At 39.0% G+C, this 20,354-nt stretch carries 17 protein-coding genes; 8 read left to right on the top strand and 9 right to left on the bottom strand.

The features are described from left to right. Nucleotides 1–3: 3 nt before the first annotated feature. Nucleotides 4–2,238 carry an ABC transporter permease subunit gene (locus ATS74_RS13160; protein WP_058549340.1) on the bottom strand — a complete coding sequence of 745 codons (2,235 nt, stop codon included), beginning with the start codon at nucleotides 2,236–2,238 and terminating at the stop codon, nucleotides 4–6. Between the two features lie 384 nt (nucleotides 2,239–2,622). On the opposite strand from ATS74_RS13160, the gene ATS74_RS13155 reads away from it, so the two are divergent. From ATS74_RS13155 to ATS74_RS13145, 3 genes are all read left to right on the top strand, one after another. After that, nucleotides 2,623–3,129, top strand: a complete 507-nt coding sequence (locus ATS74_RS13155; RefSeq protein ID WP_058549339.1) for a glycine cleavage system protein R — start codon at nucleotides 2,623–2,625, stop codon at nucleotides 3,127–3,129. A gap of 94 nt (nucleotides 3,130–3,223) precedes the next feature. Continuing rightward, the gene (gene ppk1, locus ATS74_RS13150) at nucleotides 3,224–5,311 is read left to right on the top strand and encodes a polyphosphate kinase 1 (protein ID WP_058549338.1); all 2,088 of its coding nucleotides are present in this window, start codon (nucleotides 3,224–3,226) and stop codon (nucleotides 5,309–5,311) included. Further along, entirely contained in the window at nucleotides 5,304–6,791 is a 1,488-nt protein-coding gene (locus ATS74_RS13145; protein ID WP_058549337.1) for a Ppx/GppA phosphatase family protein, read from the top strand. The genes ppk1 and ATS74_RS13145 overlap by 8 nt, the downstream gene beginning before the upstream one ends. A gap of 37 nt (nucleotides 6,792–6,828) precedes the next feature. Here ATS74_RS13145 and ATS74_RS13140 read toward each other — a convergent pair whose 3' ends face one another. The 7 genes from ATS74_RS13140 to ATS74_RS13110 all read right to left on the bottom strand — a co-directional run bounded on the left by ATS74_RS13140 (nucleotide 6,829) and on the right by ATS74_RS13110 (nucleotide 15,962). Then, nucleotides 6,829–7,284, bottom strand: coding sequence for a hypothetical protein (locus ATS74_RS13140; RefSeq protein ID WP_058549336.1), 456 nt, complete (start codon nucleotides 7,282–7,284; stop codon nucleotides 6,829–6,831). Nucleotides 7,285–7,508: 224 nt separating this feature from the next. Then, a complete protein-coding gene (locus tag ATS74_RS13135) occupies nucleotides 7,509–10,628 on the bottom strand; it encodes an efflux RND transporter permease subunit (protein WP_058549335.1) in 3,120 nt (1,039 codons plus the stop codon). A gap of 8 nt (nucleotides 10,629–10,636) precedes the next feature. Next, nucleotides 10,637–12,160, bottom strand: coding sequence for an efflux RND transporter periplasmic adaptor subunit (locus ATS74_RS13130; RefSeq protein WP_058549334.1), 1,524 nt, complete (start codon nucleotides 12,158–12,160; stop codon nucleotides 10,637–10,639). Then, a complete protein-coding gene (locus tag ATS74_RS13125) occupies nucleotides 12,150–13,514 on the bottom strand; it encodes a TolC family protein (RefSeq protein ID WP_058549333.1) in 1,365 nt (454 codons plus the stop codon). The genes ATS74_RS13130 and ATS74_RS13125 overlap by 11 nt, the downstream gene beginning before the upstream one ends. A 110-nt stretch (nucleotides 13,515–13,624) precedes the next feature. Further along, the gene (locus ATS74_RS13120) at nucleotides 13,625–14,071 is read right to left on the bottom strand and encodes a hypothetical protein (protein WP_327078211.1); all 447 of its coding nucleotides are present in this window, start codon (nucleotides 14,069–14,071) and stop codon (nucleotides 13,625–13,627) included. Nucleotides 14,072–14,082: 11 nt separating this feature from the next. Continuing rightward, nucleotides 14,083–14,694: a paraquat-inducible protein A gene (locus ATS74_RS13115; protein ID WP_058549332.1), complete on the bottom strand. Its 612-nt coding sequence runs from the start codon at nucleotides 14,692–14,694 to the stop codon at nucleotides 14,083–14,085. A gap of 2 nt (nucleotides 14,695–14,696) precedes the next feature. Further along, the gene (locus ATS74_RS13110) at nucleotides 14,697–15,962 is read right to left on the bottom strand and encodes an EAL and HDOD domain-containing protein (protein ID WP_058549331.1); all 1,266 of its coding nucleotides are present in this window, start codon (nucleotides 15,960–15,962) and stop codon (nucleotides 14,697–14,699) included. Nucleotides 15,963–16,111: 149 nt separating this feature from the next. On the opposite strand from ATS74_RS13110, the gene ATS74_RS13105 reads away from it, so the two are divergent. The 3 genes from ATS74_RS13105 (at nucleotide 16,112) to ATS74_RS13095 (ending at nucleotide 18,664) form a co-directional block, all read left to right on the top strand. Next, a complete protein-coding gene (locus ATS74_RS13105; protein WP_058549330.1) occupies nucleotides 16,112–16,861 on the top strand; it encodes a substrate-binding periplasmic protein in 750 nt (249 codons plus the stop codon). Nucleotides 16,862–17,141: 280 nt separating this feature from the next. Then, nucleotides 17,142–17,708, top strand: coding sequence for a PhnA domain-containing protein (locus tag ATS74_RS13100; protein WP_058549329.1), 567 nt, complete (start codon nucleotides 17,142–17,144; stop codon nucleotides 17,706–17,708). Between the two features lie 137 nt (nucleotides 17,709–17,845). After that, nucleotides 17,846–18,664, top strand: coding sequence for an META domain-containing protein (locus ATS74_RS13095; protein WP_058549328.1), 819 nt, complete (start codon nucleotides 17,846–17,848; stop codon nucleotides 18,662–18,664). A 76-nt stretch (nucleotides 18,665–18,740) separates the two neighbouring features. Here the strand turns inward: ATS74_RS13095 and ATS74_RS13090 are convergent, their stop codons facing one another. Next, nucleotides 18,741–19,580, bottom strand: coding sequence for a 23S rRNA (adenine(2030)-N(6))-methyltransferase RlmJ (locus ATS74_RS13090; RefSeq protein WP_058549327.1), 840 nt, complete (start codon nucleotides 19,578–19,580; stop codon nucleotides 18,741–18,743). A 238-nt stretch (nucleotides 19,581–19,818) separates the two neighbouring features. On the opposite strand from ATS74_RS13090, the gene ATS74_RS13085 reads away from it, so the two are divergent. Together ATS74_RS13085 and ATS74_RS13080 are read left to right on the top strand one after the other, a co-directional pair. Further along, a complete protein-coding gene (locus ATS74_RS13085) occupies nucleotides 19,819–20,049 on the top strand; it encodes a cell division protein ZapB (protein ID WP_058549326.1) in 231 nt (76 codons plus the stop codon). Then, on the top strand, nucleotides 20,049–20,354 hold the full coding sequence (locus ATS74_RS13080; RefSeq protein WP_058549325.1) for a cell division protein ZapA: 306 nt from the start codon (nucleotides 20,049–20,051) through the stop codon (nucleotides 20,352–20,354). Before ATS74_RS13085 ends, ATS74_RS13080 begins: the two co-directional genes overlap by 1 nt.

Genomic DNA, 20,354 nt, shown 5'->3' with positions numbered 1-20,354 from the left:
CACTTACATTGAGCTGTATTTTTCACGCAGTTGCTGACGAACAAACTCAGCCACTGTGTTGAAAATAAAGGTGAATATGAATAATACAAAGGCCGCTAAGAACAATATTCTATAGTGCGAGCTGCCAACTTCTGACTCTGGCATTTCTACTGCAATGTTTGCTGCAAGCGTACGCATACCTTGGAAAATACTCCAATCCATAATAGGTGTGTTACCTGTAGCCATTAATACAATCATGGTTTCACCTACTGCACGGCCAAGCCCCATCATTACAGCAGAGAAAATACCAGGGCTTGCTGTAAGAAGTACCACACGTACAAGCGTTTGCCACTGCGTTGCACCTAGAGCAAGCGAGCCATTCGATAAGTGTTTAGGTACACTAAATACGGCATCTTCAGCAATCGAAAATATAGTAGGAATAACGGCAAATCCCATCGCAATACCAACAACTAATGAATTACGTTGGTCAAACGTCATACCAAGCTCATTTGTTAAGTATTGACGTACATTGCCATCAAACATCCAAAGCTCTACTGTTTCGCTCATCGCGAACGAGAACCAACCAATTAATAGAACAACTGGAATCAATAGTATTGAATGTGAACCTTCAGGGATTTTATGGCGAATACTCGACGGTAGCTTAGTCCAACCCAATGCGGTAGCTAAAATACCAAGCGGCAACAATACCAGCAGCCCGACAATAGCCGGCAAGTGCTCTTCAATTAATGGAGCTAACCAAAGACCCGCTAAAAAGCCTAAAATAACCGTAGGAAGAGCTTCCATTATTTCAACTGTAGGCTTAACTACTTTACGTAACTCGCTCGACATAAAGTAAGCCGTATAAATAGCGGCAGAAAGCGCAATAGGTACTGCAAACAACATCGCGTAAAGCGCTGCTTTTAACGTACCAAACGAAATTGGTACTAATGAAAATTTAGATTCAAAGTCATCACTTGCAGAAGTTGACTGCCAAATATAACCCGGCTCAGGATAACCTTCGTACCATACTTCTTGCCATAAAGCAGACCAAGTCACTTCTGGGTGCTCATTATGAATTTCAAGTACAGTTAATTTGTTATCAGCAAGTATGAGCGCTGCGTTTGAACGCGGTGCAATTGCAAAATTTTCTATAGCGCCTTCACTTACCTTCCCTTGCCAAAGTTTTGCTTCGCTGGTTGTATAATAAACACCTAGCTCACCATTACTGCTCGTAGTAAAGAAAGTACGACGATAAAACTCAGTAAATACATTGAGTTTGCTTTGCTTAGTTGTTTCAAACGAACGTATTTTTTGATATTCACGTCCCGCATCTGTATTTACTTCAAACCACTGCGACACTTCACCGTTATCATTTGCAAGCATTAACGAGTTTGCACCCGCAAGAAGCTGTGCTGATACTATATTTGCGTTTTCTTCATTCGCTGAAAGTAACTGTATCTGCTCTACGTCATCTGGGTAGCGCGTATCATAAACATAAATTTGATTAGCTGAACGAACAAAAGTCCGTGTTGTATCCGGCGAAATTAATAGCTCATCAACACGGCCTTCAATATTTAGCTCGGTACGCTCTACAACCCATTCAACTTCACCGGTAAACATGTTTTCTTCAGCAACAAAGCTGCTAAACAATATGCGCTTGTCTTCGGTAAGTGCTACAACGGCTGTTTTGTCTTCGTAATGGCTAAATGCAAAACGCTTAATAGCTGCACCTTGCTCATCAACTTCAAGTGCCATTTTTCCAAGCGGAAAATCTAAACGAGGTGTTAGTTTGCGCTCGTTATTTGGAAAGGTAACCAAAAATTTAGGTGCAACAACCATTACGCTGCCGTTTTCTAAACCATACGCATAATGCCCCTGAAAAGGAGCGCTGGTTGCAAAACTAGTAGCATCGCTTGGTAATTGCGCATCAAGTGCTTTGAGCTTTTTACCAAAACTGCCTGAGTCAACACTGTAAAAATCAACTTGCCCTTGCTTACTTAGTAAGTAGGCAACTTCAGTTTGTTCTTCAACACCTAAACCTGCAATTTGCTGCGAGTTAGTTACATTGAAGCTGTCGCGCTTTTCTACTTTTGCTGATTCAAAAATTGGCTGAACTACATAAAGAAGGTAGAAAAATATCAATAGCAGCGCTATTAATACCATTACCCCACCTGCGGTTATGCCAAACTTGGCAAACCGATCTTTAAATAGACGGCTTCGATCCGTATTAAAAGTCGGTTTATTCGGATTTGAAGTCATCAAAACACCCTTTAATCTTAACGTTGGCGAAATTATATTTCATCAAGATGACAGTAATGTTACAGCGGTAACATTTAAGCTCTCAAATTAGGGTATCTAGTTATAAACTAACCAAATGGTCAGTTTATTTAAAATTTAAACCTTACAGAGTGAACTAAATTGTAAAATAATTGGACAAAGTATTTATCGGGGTCAATACTTAAAACGCACCTAATAAATAGAAATTGCAATGGGTTGGGCACTTTTAAGCTGTTTAAAACAAGTAGGCAAGTTTAAACTTTACACCTTTTGTAATAGCAAATAATATATTTCTAAATCACACTTTTAATATCACACTTAATGCCTACGCATTTACTTTTTGGGGCTTAAATAAGAGAATTATTTATGAAGCAGTTGGTTATAACGATTTTGGGGCAAGACCGCCCGGGTTTAGTAGAGAGCATCTCATCAGTCGTATTAGAAAATCATGGTAACTGGCTTAGTAGTAATTTAAGTCATTTACTCGGGCATTTTGCTGGCATTATACAACTAGAAGTTGCTGAGGAGCACTTCCAGTCATTGCAAAATGCACTTAATACACTACCAAAATTAGATGTAAGAATAGAAACAGGTAATACCGAGGTAGAGCCAAGCGCACTTGAGCAACTTAACTTAGTTATTACGGGTAACGACCGACCTGGTATTGTGCAGGAGCTCGCAAGTGTAATTCGCCATAAAGGCGCTAACATTACCCATTTAAATTCAAGGCAACAAAGCGCCCCTAATTGGGGAGTACCAATATTTAGTGCCGTTGCAACCGTAACTTTACCAAGTGGAATGGATAAAGATGAAGTAATTTACGCACTCGAAGCCATTACCAGTGACCTAATTGTTGACGTAGAGGAACCATAATTCACCTGTGCGTGTCACAAATGTGACACGCATGTCATGTTAATGTCATCAATCTGCACTATATTTTATTTTGTATCTAACTATGGAATAAAGTATGAACGCCCATACCGAACAAACTCAAGCCGTCGAGTACTTTGCTAAAGAGCTAAGTTGGCTGTCGTTTAACGAACGCGTATTACAAGAAGCAAAAGATAAGAATAACCCCATTATTGAACGCATGCGTTTTTTAGGCATTTTTTCTAATAACCTCGATGAGTTTTTCAGAGTTAGGGTTGCCGATGTTAAGCGTCGTATTTTATTGAATAAGCTTCCCGATGCTAATTTTGAAGAAGACGAAGTACTTCTAAGCCAAATACAAAAAAAGGTATTACAGCTTGGCAAAAAGTTTAATCAAATTCATCAACAAATTTTAAACGACCTAACCATCCACAACATCCATGTAGATCGTCCCGAAAAGTTGACTGAGTTTCACCTAAATTGGTTAAAAAACTATTTTCACGACAACGTATTACAGCATATATCCCCTATTCTACTCGACGAAAATAAAGACTACTCAGATTACATAAATGACACTATGACCTATCTGTTCGTAGAAATGAGTGATGAGAAAAGTCACTTTGCTATGCTTGAAGTACCTACAGATCGGGTTCCTCGCTTTATAATATTACCGCCTGAAAAAACACGTCGTCGTAAAACAATAGTGATGCTAGATGACGTGATTTCATATTTTTTAAATGACGTATTTAGTAATTTTTTTAACTTTGAAACTATTCAAGGGCACGCAATAAAACTAACTCGTGATGCCGAATATAATCTTGATGATGAGCTAGAAGAAGGCTTGCTTGATAAAATGTCTAAGGGACTAAAGCAGCGTATTTATGCAGAGCCAGTTCGTCTTGTATACGATGAAGCGATGCCTGAAAGCATGTTAAAAGTTATGAAAAAGCGTTTAAATGTTACGCATCACGATGCACTTATTCCCGCAGGGCGCTATCGTAACTTTAGAGACTTTATAGCCTTTCCAAATGTGGGCCGCCAATACCTTGAAAACAAGCCTCTACCAGCACTACAAAGTACTGCTTTTAACAAGCACACGAGCGTATTTGACGCCATAACTGAGCAAGATATATTACTTTATTACCCCTATCATACTTTTAATCATTTACTAGAGTTTGTACGCCAGGCTGCATTTGACCCAGTAGTGACGCAAATTAAAGTAAATATTTACCGCGTTGCCAGTAAATCACGGCTTATCTCTTCATTAATCAATGCGGCAAAAAATGGCAAAAAAGTAACTGTAATGGTTGAACTTAAAGCCCGTTTTGATGAGCAAAATAATATTGAGTGGGCAAAAGTGCTAAGCAGTGCTGGCATAAAAGTGATTTTTGGTATTCCTGCGCTAAAAGTACACAGTAAGCTGTGTATTATTCATCGCAAAGAGAAAAATAAAATAGTGAAATACGCGCACATAGGCACTGGGAATTTTCACGAGAAAACAGCAAAAATTTACACTGACTTTAGCCTTTTCACTAAGCACTCCGGTATTTGTGAGGAATGCGATAGTGTATTTAAATTTATAGAAAGCAGCTATAAGCCATTTAATTTTGAATATCTCATGCTTTCTCCTATTAATGCGCGCGATATGCTGTTGGATTTAATAGATAAAGAAATTCAGCATGTAGAAAACGGCAATCCCGGTAAAATCACTGTAAAAATAAATAATTTAGTTGATAAGCAGCTTGTTGATAAGCTTTATTACGCAGGGCGCAGAGGCGTTAAAATACGTATTATCGTTCGTGGTATGTGCTCATTAATACCTGGCCTTGCTAAGTTTAGCGACAATATAAGAGTAATAAGTATTGTTGATCGTTTTTTAGAGCACCCTAGAGTCATGGCATTTGGTAATAACGGTGACGACAAAGTATATATTTCGTCTGCCGATTGGATGACTCGTAATCTAGATCACCGTGTTGAGGTGGGCGTACCAATCTTAGATGCTAAATTAAAACAGCTCATTATTGATATTTTAGAGCTACAATTTAAAGACCGTACTAAAGCGCGGCTAATCGATAGCGAGCAAAAAAATACGTATGTAAGACGCGGAAACAGAAAAAAAATACGCTCGCAGATTGCAATTTATGACCATCTAAAAAAATGGGAACACAATTATAATAATGAATGATCACCCCTCAATAGCAGCCGTCGATTTAGGCTCAAATAGCTTTCATTTAGTGGTTGCTCGCGAAGTTGATGGCACACTACAAATTCTGCATAAAGAAAAGCAGCGTGTATATTTAGCAGACGGACTAGATGATAAATTTAGGCTCAGCCAGCAAGCAATTGATCGTGCCTTAATTGTGCTTAAGCAGTTTGCAAAAACGCTACAAGACTTCCCTGCCTGCAACGTAAAAGTAGCTGCGACTTATACTTTTCGCAGAGCTAAAAATATTCATGCCTTTTTAACGCAGGCCAATAAAGTATTCCCTTTTCATATTGATGTAATTGCAGGGCAAGAAGAAGCACGGCTCATTTATCAAGGGGTTGCTCATTATGTACATAACGAAGATAACCGTCTTGTTATTGATATAGGGGGCGGTAGTACAGAGCTTATAGTTGGTAGGCATTTTAAACATAAACTACTTACAAGCCGTAATATGGGATGCGTTAGTTACACCAATCAATTTTTTAGTGACGGCATAATAAATGGTAAGCGCTTTAATAAAGCTGAAATAAAAGCAGAACAAGAAATAGAAGCTATTTTTGCCAATTATATATCAGAGGGCTGGAAAAGCGTTATTGGTACCTCAGGAACTATTAAATCGATATTGGCTATGGTGAGTGCTCAAAACCTTCATCAGCCTTGTATAACTTACGACGATTTATTAACCCTGAAACAACAATTTATAAAAGCAAAAAAAATTGATAATTTAGAAATTGAAGGACTAACACCAGAACGTCAGCAAAGTATGTGTGGCGGACTTGCTATTTTAATTGCAATTTTTAGGGAGTTTGCAATCACCGAGCTAACTTACAGTGATTTTTCACTGCGTGAGGGGTTGCTTCATGAAATGCAGCAAAAGTTAGCTGACAAAGACATACGCAGTAACACAATAAATAACGTTAGCGACAGATACACCGTAGATAAAGCTCACGCGACACGGGTTTCAGATACCGCTATTTGGCTTTATGAGCGCTTAAAATCCCCTTGGCAGCTTAACAATAAAGACGATGTTGCTTTACTAATTTGGGCAGCAAAACTACACGAAATTGGTCTCTCTATTAACTCATCAGGTATTAATAAGCACAGTGCTTATATTGTTGCTAATAGCCAGTTACCTGGCTTTACACAGCAAGAGCAGCTAATACTCAGCTCACTTATTCGTTTTTATCGTAAAAAAATTAAACTCGATGAGCTTTCTGAATTTATAACTATTTCTCAGCAGCAAGTTCTTAAGCTTATTACTATTTTACGTTTAGCGATTTTATTTAATCAAAAACGACAAGTTAGCCAAAAACCAAATATGGAAATTAGCGCAAATAGTACCGGGCTATTTATAAAGTTTTGCGATAACTACCTTCAGGAGCATACCCTACTGCAAGCCGATTTAGAGCTAGAACAGCGCTATTTGAAAAAGGTCGGAATAGCGCTTAACTGCTCATAAGCCAACAAAAGTAGGGTGAGTCACCCTGCTTTTGTTGCTACATATCCATATGGCGGTTTGTGCTTTGCATCATTTGCTTTAAGCCTTGCTCTTCAAGCTCTAATATTTGCCCAAGCTTTTCTTGACCGTTATCTGTTTCGGCGCGCTCTAATAAATATTTATAAAGCTCAATCACCTTTTGATGCTGGCTCGATAAGTAGTTTTGAATTACTTTTTCATCAAACTGCTGCTCTTTACTAATATCTTCAAATGTGATCAGATCAGGGTTTTCTGCAAAGTATTCATAACTATAAGTATCTAAAGTATTAATTTCGGTAATTGCTTTAAAGCCCACTAAATCCTCAGCAAGCTTTTTTTCATAACTTAGGTAATAGTCCACCAGCATCGCGTTATGTTCATCAAGTATATCTTTTACGCTATAAAAATTTGCCGCCATTTGTGTGTGAAATAAAACGGTCCAATCGTACACTTCTTTAATTGTTTTAACTTGCATGTGCGTTCCTTACTAAGTTGACTGTACTACTTTGTTGCGTAAAACATGCCAACAAAAAAAACACTTAAAAACAAAAACTTAAACTTATGATAAATAATAATGAATCATTTAATAGAACAACTTACAAATTATAGGTAATTTTTATAGAGCAATGCTTTAGTAACCTGAGCCTAGTTGCTAGGCGCAGATCAGGTTTAAAAATAATACATTGCTCTATTACTTCGTTATTTAAGCCCTTGCTTGCGCCATAATAAGTAAACGGCAGGAATAACAACCAAGGTAAGGGCAATTGCGCTTATCATGCCGCCAACCATAGGCGCTGCAATTCGGCTCATTACTTCGCTGCCAGTACCTGTACCATAAAGCACTGGTAGCAAGCCAATAATAATAGTCGCTACCGTCATCATTACTGGGCGCACCCGCAGCCCTGCGCCTTCAATAATTGCTTGTTGTAACTGTATTAAACTAAGCGGCTTACCTATTTGCTCAGCTTCTAAGGATTTTTCTTGGTAGGCCTGATTTAGATACACCAACATAATTACGCCAATTTCAACGGCAACACCGGCTAAGGCAATAAAGCCCACTCCTACTGCTACTGAAAAATTAAATCCCTCTAAATACATTAACCATACGCCACCAATCATCGCTAGTGGCAACGTAGCCATAATAATAGTCACTTCAGCAAAGCTTCTAAAATTAAGGTAAAGCAATACAATAATAATCGCTAAAGTAAGCGGTAATACGTAAGTAAGCTTGTCTTTGGCTCGCTGCATGTATTCGTACTGTCCAGCCCATGCAATAGAATAACCAGCAGGCAATACCAAGTGCTTATTTAATACTTGCTGAGCATTTTGTACGTAAGTGCCAATATCAACACCGTCAATATCAATAAGCGCCCAACCATTTACACGTGCATTTTCGCTTTTTATACCAGGCGGACCATCTTCAATAAATACATCTGCTACATCAGCAAGTGCTATACGCTGCCCAGAAGGAGTTACAATAGGTAACAACATTAGTTCTTCTGGCGAGTCTCTGTATGCTTGCGGATAACGCAAATTAACAGGGTAGCGCTCTTGCCCCTCTACGGTTTGCGTTACGTTTGTACCACCTATTGCAGTCGATATAACTTGCTGTACGTCGCTAATGTTTAAGCTATAACGCGCGGCTTTTTCACGATTTATATCTACTTTTATGTAACGTCCACCGGCTACGCGCTCTGAGTAAACCGATGCGGTGCCTTGCACATCTTTTAAAAGCACTTCTATTTGTTGACCAATTTTTTGAATTTCGCTCAACTGTGGTCCCGCAACTTTAATACCTACTGGGGTTTTAATGCCCGTTGCAAGCATATCAATACGTGTTTTAATTGGCATTACCCACGCATTCGTCAGCCCCGGAAACTTAACCAAACCGTCGAGTTCTTTTTTAAGCTTTTCAAGGGTCATACCCTCGCGCCATTCGTCTTTTGGTTTTAGCTGAATAAACGTCTCTATCATTGTAAGAGGCGCAGGATCTGTTGCAGTTTCTGCTCGCCCAACTTTACCAAATACCGTTTTAACTTCGGGTACTGTGGCAATTAACTTATCGGTTTGCTGCAAAATTTCACGGGCTTTACCTATCGATAAACCAGGGTAAGTAGTGGGCATATACATTAAATCGCCCTCGTCAAGCGGCGGTATAAATTCACTCCCCATTTTATCTAGCGGATAAAAGCCTATAACAGCAATCACGCAGGCAAACAGCAAAGTTACTTTAGGAAACTTAAGCACTTTATTTAGTAGCGGCTTATACGCCGTAACTAATAAACGATTTACTGGGTTCCTTTTCTCCTCCAACACCTTTCCACGTATAAAGTAGCCCATTAAAACTGGCACAAGTGTAATTGCAAGCCCCGCAGAGGCGGCCATTGCATAGGTTTTAGTGTAAGCCAAAGGTGCAAACATACGCCCTTCTTGCGCTTCTAAAATAAATACCGGCATAAAGCTTACGGTTATAATAAGTAAACTAAAAAACAATGCAGGGCCGACTTCACTAGTCGCTTTAACAACTACCTCCCAGCGGTTTTCGTTAGTTAATGGCGTTTTTTCCATATGCTTATGCATATTTTCAATCATGACTATCGCGCCGTCGGTCATAGCACCAATGGCAATGGCAATGCCCCCTAACGACATTATATTGGCGTTAATACCTTGCCAATACATAATGATAAACGCAGTTAAAATACCTAGTGGCAAGGTAATAATTGCCACCAAAGATGAGCGCACATGAAACAAAAACACCACACATACCAAAGCAACTACAATCAGCTCTTCAATTAATTTATTGGTTAGGTTATCAACCGCGTTACTTATTAAGTTGGAGCGATCGTACACAGGGATTATTTCAACGCCCTCTGGTAATCCTCTTTTGAGTGATTCTAATTTTGCTTTTACCAATTCAATTGTTTTTTGTGCATTTTCGCCATAGCGCATAATAACTATGCCGCCAGTTACTTCGCCTTCTCCATTTAGCTCGGCTATACCGCGCCGCATTTGCGGCCCTAACCGTATGTCGGCTACATCTCGCAATTGCAGCGCAGTTCCATTAGCGTTTACACCAAGGGGAATAGCCTCTAAATCGGCTACACTTTTTATATAGCCGGTGCTTGTTACCATGTATTCAGCCTCAGCCATTTCTACCACAGAGGCGCCCATTTCTTGATTGCCTTGCTTTATAGCCGTTTGAATCAGGCTAAGCGGAATACCATATGCGCGTAACTTATCAGGCTCTACATTTACTTGATATTGCTTAACCATGCCACCTACGGCTGCAACTTCTGATACCCCCGGCACTGTTTGTAATTCAAACTTTAAAAACCAATCTTGCAAACTTCTTAATTGGCTAATGTCATGCTTATTTGTTTTATCAACCAGTGCATATAAGTAAATCCAACCAACACCCGTTGCATCGGGGCCAAGCTCTGCATTAGCCGTTTCCGGAAGGCGTTTTGCTACTTGCCCTAAATATTCTTGCACGCGGCTTCGCGCCCAATACAAATCGGTTTTTTCATCAAAAATAACGTAAACATATGAGTCGCCAAAAAACGAAAAACCTCTTACTGTTTGCGCTCTTGGCACAGAAAGCATCGCTGAAGTAAGCGGAAATGTGACTTGGTCTTGCACAACTTGAGGGGCTTGCCCGGGATACGAGGTTTTAATAATCACCTGCACATCAGATAAATCAGGCAGCGCATCAACAGGGGTATTTTTTACTGCATATAACCCTCCCCCCATGAGTATTAATGTAAGCAACAACACAAAAAAGCGATTGCTAACAGACCAGCGAATAATGGCAGTTATCATAATGGCTCCTAGTGAGAACTATGTTGCATAGTAGAGTGGCTATTTGGCTTTGCGACTTTTATATCTGTAATCACAAATTCATCGTTAATAATGCTAAACGTAAAATTAATATACTGAGCATGTTTTAGCAGGCTAATATCTACCTCTGCCGATAATATAAAATCCATTGTGGCAGGCTCTCGACTCCATTTTGGTATGGCCTCACGGCTAATATTAATGACACGATTTTGTAAGTTTATTGCATTAATAGTACCGTTAACTGTAGCTGTTTGTGGCTGCATAGTTGCCTTCATATCCATGTTCATATTCGAGTGTGGTCTAGCGTCTAAATTAGGCATGTCCATTCGCTTAAAGTCAGAGCTTTTACTCGACTCAGAATCAATTAAAAACTGCGCCGAGGTAACAACCGTATCGCCCTCTAAAACGCCCGATAAAATAACGGCTTCGCTACTATTAATATGCCCAACATCTACTTGCACCGATTTATATCTCCCCTCACCTTTTGCGATAACAACTCGGTTTTGATGCTGAGTCCGAATAACAGCTTCTTTAGGAACAGTGAGGTGAGCTTCACTCGCGCTTGAATGAATGCTTACTTGTGCAAACATATTAGGTTTTAAACGGTGATCTTTATTATTAAATCTGAGTCTTACACGCAAAGTCCGATTTTTAGCATCAAGCGCGGGGTAAATATAATCTACTTTGCCTTGCCACTTTTCTCCCTTTAAATAATCAAGGGTCATAGTAACGTGTAAGCCAACACTCACTTGCTCGGCTTGTCGCTCAAATACCTCCGCCTCTACCCAAACTTCATCTAACTGAGCAATACTCATCATTGATGTGCCTGGTTTTACAAAAAAACCTTCTCGTACATTTAGCTCATCAACCACGCCACTTTCACGGGCGTAAAATGTAATGTTTTGCATTACTTTTTTATTATTTTGAAGACGCTGTATAAACCCATCAGACACATTTAACGATTCTAAACGTGCTTTTGCTGCCCTTATTAGCACCGTATTATTACGGTTTACTGCTAGTAAAAACTCTTCTTGAGCGTTCACTAATTGAGGGGAATATAAGGTATACAAAGGCTCACCCGCTTTAACTTGTGCGCCTTGTGCTTTTACAAATAAAGTTTCTAACCACCCTTCTACTCGTGGATGAATATGAATTAACTGATCTTGGTTGTACTGTACATATCCCACCGTATTAATATCGCTTTGTAGGGTTTTTAGCTGCACCTTACTAGTTCTTACGCCCAAGTTATTAACGACCTCTGGTGAAATAGTTACCGTACCTGGACTACTATTAGCATCATCTTTATAAACAGGGACTAAATCCATCCCCATAGGCGAAAGGCCCGGCTCATCGCGTTTATAATTACTATCCATTGGCGCAACCCAATAAAGTGGTTCTTTTAAGGCATGTTGCTGCTCACCAGCTGCTGAGCTATCTCTTAAAAACTGCTGTGTTATCGCCAAAACACCCGCCCCCACAGCGCCCGCTATAAGTAGTTTTAAATTAGTATTCATTGGTATCTCCTACTTGCTCGGCCATTACTTGGGTATCTAAACTACTTGCATAGTAATTAAGGCGGGCAGTAATAATTTGCTGATCTACGGTAATATTTAATGCATCTATTTTGGCGTTTAGCTCACTAATACGCGCACGCATTACCTCAGAAAAATCACCATCATCGCGGGTATAAGCATTTAGCGTAGCTTGGGCTTGCTCTGCTACTTGAGGTAATAAGGTGTTTTTATAAAGCAACTCACGTTTTTTTAGCCGTGCTAACTGGCTGTACTCTTTAAAGTACATCCCCTTTAGTTTTTGAAGAGCAACCAGCTTTTGTGTTTTAGTTGCCTCTGCGGTTGCAATAGCAGCTTTAACTTGCTGATCTTGTCTGTTATCGGTAAATAGTGGCAAGTCGATACTCAACCCGACTGAAAGTAAGTCAGCTCGCGATTCTCCCACAGGCGTATCATCTCGATAACCATAACCCACATTAACGCCCACTTGAGGTTTGTAACTTTGCTTAGCAAGAGTAACTTCTGTTTGTTTAGCCGTGACTGTTTTTTCTATAGCAACAATTGCAGGGTGAGCCATTAAAAGCGGTATTAACTGGTTAAATTCTAACTGTGAAAAGTCAGTTAAGGGGGTCGTTTTAATAAAATCACTATTAAGCGGCTGCATTAACATTTGAATAGGTAGCCACTGCGCAAGGCGACTTTTAGCACCTTCAAATTGCTGCTCAAGCGAAATTAGTTTATCTTCAAGGCGGGTAAGCTCTAGTTGTGCACGAATAATATCTTGCTGACGGGTTTTACCTAAAGTACTTGCGTAACTTGCCTCTGTTATTTCTATTAGCTGAGTAAACAAGCCTTTGTCTTGCTCAATTAGGTCAATACTTCGTTGTGCCCGATAAGCATTTAACCATGTCTCAGTTATAATTGCTTTAACTTGAGCCAGCCTATCGGCGCGTTGCCAAGGATACTGCTGCGCTAATTGAGTTAGCGCTTTTTTTTGTAAGGCTCGGCTATCACCACGACTAAATTTTTGACTTAAATCTACTTTTAGCTGCGTCATCCCTTCTTGATCAAACGCATAACCATTCGTTGGTAAATTTAATAACCCAACAGTTAAAACGGGATCGGGTAGGCTGCCCGCTGCAATACTTTTTGACACAGTAGCCGCTTGCATTTCGCTGCTTACTTTAAGCCATGGCTCATTGGTAAGTGCATAATTTAGCGCCTTGGCTAAACTAAGCGTTTGGACTGAACTGGGGGTGTTTTGCGCTTGTAAGTTCAAGGTACTTTGCGCTTTAGCTACCGTACTCAAAAGCACAGTACTACATAATATTATTTTAAAGTTTATAGCGAGGTTCATTACCTACTCCGGCCAAAATAAAGAAAACAAAAGTCTTATTTCAAGGCAGAAAAGGTGATTAGCGGTTTTTGAAGCTTAAAATCTAAATTTTAAATACACCTATCCTGCAATTAAGCAAACATAGGAGGTCGGTAAAGTGAGCGGGGTATCGTAATTTGTGTAGAAGGTACGCTTATACTCACCTTCTCAGAGCCAAGTAAGGTAACACTAAATAGGCTTTCAACATTAAGCATTGAATTAGCAGCGCAGCCGCTCATAGGGCATTTACATTCCTTTTTAGGGGTGCTTTCGTTGTCACAACAATCCATTGCTATCATCTTATGAGACATGTTCTCATGTATTTGGGAATCACTTTGCGGCATATCCATTTTAACGTGTGCGAATGTTTTAGCGCCCTCATGCGGCATTTCACAAAACATAGCTACAGACGCAACAGCTTGACCCACAAAAGTGAGTAACAAGGTGATGATAAGTAAGCTTGAATAAAAACGCTGCAATGTTGTGCCTTTAAAATAAATGTCGGTTGCAATTATATGGCAACTCAGTTGCTGCCACAAATTTTAAGTCGTTATTTTGAAACTGTAATCGGTGTTTTTATTAAGTTACTCGCTAAAATTGCAAAAATACAATATGCACAAAAATACCAAAAACCTTCGCCAAATTGAGCATTCATAATAAGTAACTCACCACTTTTCCCGTGTGCGTTTCCAGCAAGGTAGGTCACTATTAATGCAATAACAAATACATCAACCATACTCCATTTACTCAGTGCACATATAACCAAACCGAGTTTTTGCTTAACGCCACCCGCAGGTAGGCAACAATACAGTAGTTGCATAAGTAGCTTTAAGCTTGGAATAACAATAGAAAACAACGCCACTAAAGCAGCTACAAATAAGTTGTTGTTATTGGCCAGCTCTTTAACCGTGCCCAAAATACTTTGTGTTTTGCTATAAGCGCTTATTTCGCCCTCTAACTTATCGAGCCCTAACATGTTCGAGAACATCATTAACATACTTCGCGTACGGCCATCACCTTCTTCGGCAAGCATTTCAATACCAGCTTGTGCTAATTTTGATTTGTCAATATTACCTTCAATGCTTAACACTGGTTTTGTAATACCAGGAAAAAGTAAGCCTAATGCAATTACTACACTTATAACCGATAACCAATTTCGCATATTTATTCTGCTATAGCCTCAATAATGTCGTCACTGTATAAGACAGCATCTAATAAAAAATTAAATATATGGCCAATATGTAGCTCTGGGTCTATTTTGGCTAATTGAATCATCGCTTCATCTGTATTATCTAATTCAAATTCTTTTATAAGCGATAAACAACTCCCTAAGACACCGCTCTCTAGGAGTAATGCATCTGATATAGCTGCATCTAAGGTGAACTCGTTAACTATGTCTTTTAAATCAGCATCTAAAATAGCATCTAGCACAGAGAACAAACCAACAAGATAACCCTGCTCGGTTAAGTCCTTATTATTTTGCTCCAATATAAGCGACATAAACTGCGCACGAGTTAGGGCTAGTTTGGTCAGCTCTGTTGGTTTTTCAACTCCTAACTCACTAATTGCTAAAACACGTACAAATTGCCTTATAGTGTCTTCGCCTAAATAAATAACGGCTTGTGAAATAGAGGTGATTTTTAAGTTTGCTTTTCCTGAGCGCGCATTTGCTAACTTTAATACCCTAGCGGTAATGGCTACATCTCTTGCTACTCGCTGATGGACCTCTTTAAAGCAAAGCGTTTTTTTAGCGGTAAAGCGCAATAAGTCAAATACCGTTAACTTCGATGGCTCTACGCCCTTATAGGTAATCATTTCTGGACGAGAAAAAAAGAACCCCTGAAATAAATCACACCCAGCTTCTTTTAGCACATTAAATTGCTCATGCGTTTCTATTCTTTCTACAATTATTTTTGCATGAGGATTAGCGCGTTTGATTTTTTTTATGCGCATGTTGGTTTTAATAACCGGTTCGTCTATTTCTATTTTTATATAATCAACATGTGCTAATAAAGGCTCCCATTTAGAGTCCCCATCGTAATCATCTAATGCAAAAATATACCCTTCTTTTTTTAACTCTTGCACACGTTTTGCCACCGCAGGGATATTGCCTGTGCGCTCCACAATTTCAATTACGCTGTTCTCTGGTAATAAGAGTTTAGGAAAGTTATCTAAAATAGTTTCTGATGATAAATTTATAAACGCTAAGTGATGTGCTGTTAGCCTATCAAGCCCTAATAGCATTAACGCATTGAAAAACAGCCGACTGGTAGCATGCGTATCAGAAGTACCTGCAGGAAACGCATTATTAGCCGAATCTCGATAAAGAAGCTCATACGAAAACACATTTTGATTAATATCAAAAATGGGTTGCCTTGCAACAAACTGCGTTATTTTTTGTGCTTCGTCAGAGATATTTTGTAATTTCACTTAACTCTAAACCTATAAATAAATGATGACTAAATAGCCAATAATACGTGTACTTTAATGTAAGTTGTACTAGATAAATATAGCAATCATTGCAAAACAGCCAAAACTACATAACACTTATATAAATTTTAATTATAAAGGGTGAGAATTTGTCTAACTTAATTCGCTTATTAGTACTGAGCCCTTTGCTATTTGTATTTTGTATCTATGCCAGTATTAACTCTACTCCCCTCAAATATAATATTAGCGCGTCAGGTAGTCATTATCCATATTATACAAATGATCCTAAAAAGCCTGGAGTATTACCCGAAATTATTGAAAAAGTACTCGATGACGCAAATATTACAGCTTCTCATATAAATCTACCCACAAAGCGGATTACCAAATACTTACAAGATGAAATAATCGATTTTGATGTTATTTCATTAGAATGGCTCCCTAAGAATGAGAGAAATGACTCTCGTTATGTTTTTTCAGAGCCGCTTATTTATGCCACTGAAATGATTGTAACCCTGCCTAAAAATGCCCATAACTGGCAAAGCACTAACAGTTTAAGGGGTAAAAATATCGGAACGGTACTAGGTTACTATTACTATGATGACAACACCTTTGAACGTGTTGACTTTCCATCTGAGAAAGAACTTATGACAGCCCTATCAAGAAATCGTGTGGAGGCTGCACTAGTTGGCAAGCTAACAGCTCTTTATTGGGCCAAACAGCTAGGCATGCGTATAGCCTTTGGGGCGCAGCACTCTCATGGTTTTTTAAGTATTCGATTATTAAGTAAACACAAAAACCTTTTACCTAAAATAAACCAAGCAATTAAAAATCTTCATAGCCAAGGCTACATAAAAAACATTGAAGATAAGTACTTACTTAATACCCCTGCGCTTAATTAAGTGCTCCTTTTTAAGTAGGGAAATCTGGTTAGTGGCAAAACAAAAACCTCGTTATTTAGTTATTCTTTAGTTGCTCCAGCCTTATTCTAACTTCTTTAACCATGCAGTCTACGATGAGAAAACTGTAACGCAACTAACATCGAGTTTGGCACCTCAAAATGACACCGTATTATTGCGAATTGGTATACCCACACAAAGTTAAGGGATTAATAGCGCAGAGCTCGTACTTTGGAGTATAATAGCAGCAATTGTTAACTCGACCAGAACCGAAAAGAGCCCCATGAGTATTGAAAAAGCCTTAATTGAACGTAGTAGTAATCAATGTGAATTATGCGGTGCAACCGAAAACTTATCTGTTTACGAAGTACCGCCTGTTACTGAAACCCATTCAGACAAATGCATTTACATATGCCAAACATGTAAAGACCAAATCGAGAATAACAGCGAACTAACACCCACACATTGGCACTGTTTAAACGACAGCATGTGGAGCCAAACACCTGCAGTACAAGTTGTGGCTTACAGAATGTTATCGCGCTTAGCGCCTGATAATGGCTGGGCACAAGACGCTCTAGACATGATTTATCTTGAAGAAGATACATTAGCGTGGGCTAAAAAAGCATTGGCTGAAGATGACGATGTTAAACACGTAGATAGTAACGGTGTTATTTTACAAGCAGGCGACACTGTTACACTTATTAAAGACTTAGACGTTAAAGGCAGTAGCCTGACAGCTAAACGTGGTACAGCAGTGCGTAATATAGGCTTAACAAGTAACCCTGAACATATTGAAGGGCGAGTTGATGGCCAACGTATTGTTATTTTAACTAAATTCGTTAAAAAATAATCGTTTGATTTTAATTATTAAAGGCGCTGATGCGCCTTTTTTTGTGTCTAAAACTAACCTGAACTCTGAGTAATTAAGCAATTATTAAGCAGCGAAGCACTACACTGTGCAAATAATATTGAGTAAGGATAACTAACATGACAAAGCATCAGGCTGTATTTTCACGTAAAAAAACATTAACAGGCTTAAGTATATTGGCACTCAGCGCTTTTGCATTAACAGGCTGCGACCAACAAACTACGCATACCAAAAAAGCCGAGCAAGCCGAGAGTGTATCGAGTTTAACTACACTCGTTACATATAAAGATCGCAGTATGCTTCGCCCTGATTCACAGTTAATAGTCACGCTTTCTGATGTTTCTAAAATGGATGTTAAAGCCGACATAATCGCACAAGAAGTAATAGATATAACTCAAGCGCCCCCTTTTACCGTTGAGATGGTATATGACGCTGACAAAATTAATGACCAACACAGTTATAACTTAACAGCCAGAATTATTAATAAAGACAACGTACTTTATAAAAGTGACGCACAATACAACCCATTTAAAAATACACTGTCGGGTGTGCCGCACGAGATAGAAGTTGTTAAAGTTAAAGTACAAAAGCCAAATGTTACTCTCGCTAACACTTATTGGAAGGCGGTAACATTAAATGCAAAAGCCGTTAGCGTTAATATTAAAGAACCGTTTATCCAGTTTGATAAAGACAACCGAGTTAATGGATTTTTAGGCTGTAATAATTTTAGTGGAAGCTACAGCACGCAGAACCAATCTATATCATTTAACCAGTTAGCTAGTACTAAAAAAATGTGCTCAGAAAGTATGGATCAAGAAACCGCTATGTCGGACGTACTCAATAAGGCTAAACAATGGGAAATTACTGGAGAGTCTTTACAACTCAAAGACACTAACGCCAATACTCTAGCGACTTTTAATGCTGTATATTTTAATTAAGCATCGCTAATTAACTTGGCTTTGCTGTATATAAAAAAGCCCAGATAAATCTGGGCATTTTTTTATTAAACTTAACTTATTCGTTAACGAGCTGTTCGCTTCTATAAAAGCCACTCGGTTTGCTTAAAAGCTCAACTAATTCTGGCATTACCGCATCCATAGTTTGTTTTAGCTTCCAAGGTGGATTAATAACTATCATGCCTGATGCCGTCATTCCGTGCACGTCAGTATCGGCTTCGGTTCCTAGCTCAAACAATTGTATGTTTCGCATACCTGAGTTAATTAAGCCTTGCTCCATATTATCAATACGTTCTCTATCCACTACCGGATACCAAATCATATAGGTACCTGTAGCAAAACGTTGGTGCGCTTTAACTAGCGTACTTACAACTGTTTCGTAATCGTCTTTAATTTCGTATGGAGGGTCAATTAACACACACGCTCTGCGAGATGCTGGTGGCAGTAAGCCAACTAACCCTGCAAAGCCGTTTTCTCCGCGCACCCGAATAGAGCGTTTACCTTGCATGTTTTCTTCAAGTAATACTAAATCGCGCGGGTGCAGCTCAAAAAACCAGCCTTTATCTTGGCGACGTAAATAATGCTCAGCAATTTTTGGCGAACCTGGATAAAACGCCAACTCGTTTGTTTCGTTAAACGATTTTATTAATTCGATATAGTCGTTTAATGCTTCATGCATACTTGTATGCGCCCAAAGCTTTTCAATACCATCTTGATACTCTTGTGTTTTTTGCGCATCTGCAGCGGCAAGTTCAAAAAAACCAGCCCCCGAATGAGTATCAATATAATCAAGGGGTTTATCTTTAATTGTTTGATAATTTAACACCTGAGCCAGTACTAAATGTTTAAGTACATCGGCTGGGTTACCCGCGTGAAAAGAGTGTCTGTAACTAAGCATTATTTATTTTCGCCATACGCAATTTAATATCGCAAGTGAACCATAAGCACAGGGCTTTGGCAACTTGCACCAACATAAGAGAGTGTTTAAGTGAACCGTTTCTGAACAAAAAAGCACATATACTGAATTATCCCTTAATGAAGAAGAAAAATCAGCTAAAACCACCGTAAATGCTGGCAAATCAACACACTTTGCTTTACATTTGCATGACATTAATTACAGTTATATGAGCGCCTTTATGAATAACACTACTCTTCAACAACTCGAACAACTGATCGATTCTTTAATCGAACGTAACAACCAATTACAAGCTGACGTTACAAGCTTAAAAGAGCAAAACGCTAAATTAAGCGATGACAACGAATTACTACAGCTTGAAGCACTAGAAAATGAAGAAAAGCAAAAAGATGCCAGCACTACGTTATCTGGCCTTCTTGATAAGTTACAAAGCGCACAACAGGCTAGCTAATGTCTGAGCTGCAAAACCAGCGGGTCACTGTTGAGTTGCTAGGTAAAGAGCAGCAATTTGCTTGCCCCGAAGGGCAGGAAGATGCATTAATAGCAGCAGCTAAAAATTTAAACGATCTTGTTGAGCAAATGAAACAGCGCTCAACCGTAAGAAACGATCAAAAAGCCCTACTAATGGCAGCGTTAAACTTAAGCCACGAATTGCTAGAAGCAAAAACACAGGCTACAGTTGAGCAGCAGCATCAAGACCAACTGATTGATAAGCTCAGTCAGCAATTGGCAAGTGACCCCAAACACAAAGAATAA

Source organism: Pseudoalteromonas sp. H103, assembly GCF_001469205.1.
Classification (GTDB): domain Bacteria; phylum Pseudomonadota; class Gammaproteobacteria; order Enterobacterales; family Alteromonadaceae; genus Pseudoalteromonas; species Pseudoalteromonas carrageenovora.
The sequence above is the reverse complement of the archived record's forward strand: the minus strand, read 5'-3'. Positions and strand labels throughout refer to the sequence as shown.

Excerpts from the sequence above, each read along its gene's own strand:
- ATS74_RS13160 (WP_058549340.1), bottom strand. The coding sequence starts at position 2,238 with ATGACTTCAAATCCGAATAAACCGACTTTTAATACGGATCGAAGCCGT.
- ATS74_RS13155 (WP_058549339.1), top strand. The coding sequence starts at position 2,623 with ATGAAGCAGTTGGTTATAACGATTTTGGGGCAAGACCGCCCGGGTTTA.
- ppk1 (WP_058549338.1), top strand. The coding sequence starts at position 3,224 with ATGAACGCCCATACCGAACAAACTCAAGCCGTCGAGTACTTTGCTAAA.
- ATS74_RS13145 (WP_058549337.1), top strand. The coding sequence starts at position 5,304 with ATGAATGATCACCCCTCAATAGCAGCCGTCGATTTAGGCTCAAATAGC.
- ATS74_RS13140 (WP_058549336.1), bottom strand. The coding sequence starts at position 7,284 with ATGCAAGTTAAAACAATTAAAGAAGTGTACGATTGGACCGTTTTATTT.
- ATS74_RS13135 (WP_058549335.1), bottom strand. The coding sequence starts at position 10,628 with ATGATAACTGCCATTATTCGCTGGTCTGTTAGCAATCGCTTTTTTGTG.
- ATS74_RS13130 (WP_058549334.1), bottom strand. The coding sequence starts at position 12,160 with ATGAATACTAATTTAAAACTACTTATAGCGGGCGCTGTGGGGGCGGGT.
- ATS74_RS13125 (WP_058549333.1), bottom strand. The coding sequence starts at position 13,514 with ATGAACCTCGCTATAAACTTTAAAATAATATTATGTAGTACTGTGCTT.
- ATS74_RS13115 (WP_058549332.1), bottom strand. The coding sequence starts at position 14,694 with ATGCGAAATTGGTTATCGGTTATAAGTGTAGTAATTGCATTAGGCTTA.
- ATS74_RS13100 (WP_058549329.1), top strand. The coding sequence starts at position 17,142 with ATGAGTATTGAAAAAGCCTTAATTGAACGTAGTAGTAATCAATGTGAA.
- ATS74_RS13095 (WP_058549328.1), top strand. The coding sequence starts at position 17,846 with ATGACAAAGCATCAGGCTGTATTTTCACGTAAAAAAACATTAACAGGC.
- ATS74_RS13090 (WP_058549327.1), bottom strand. The coding sequence starts at position 19,580 with ATGCTTAGTTACAGACACTCTTTTCACGCGGGTAACCCAGCCGATGTA.
- ATS74_RS13085 (WP_058549326.1), top strand. The coding sequence starts at position 19,819 with ATGAATAACACTACTCTTCAACAACTCGAACAACTGATCGATTCTTTA.
- ATS74_RS13080 (WP_058549325.1), top strand. The coding sequence starts at position 20,049 with ATGTCTGAGCTGCAAAACCAGCGGGTCACTGTTGAGTTGCTAGGTAAA.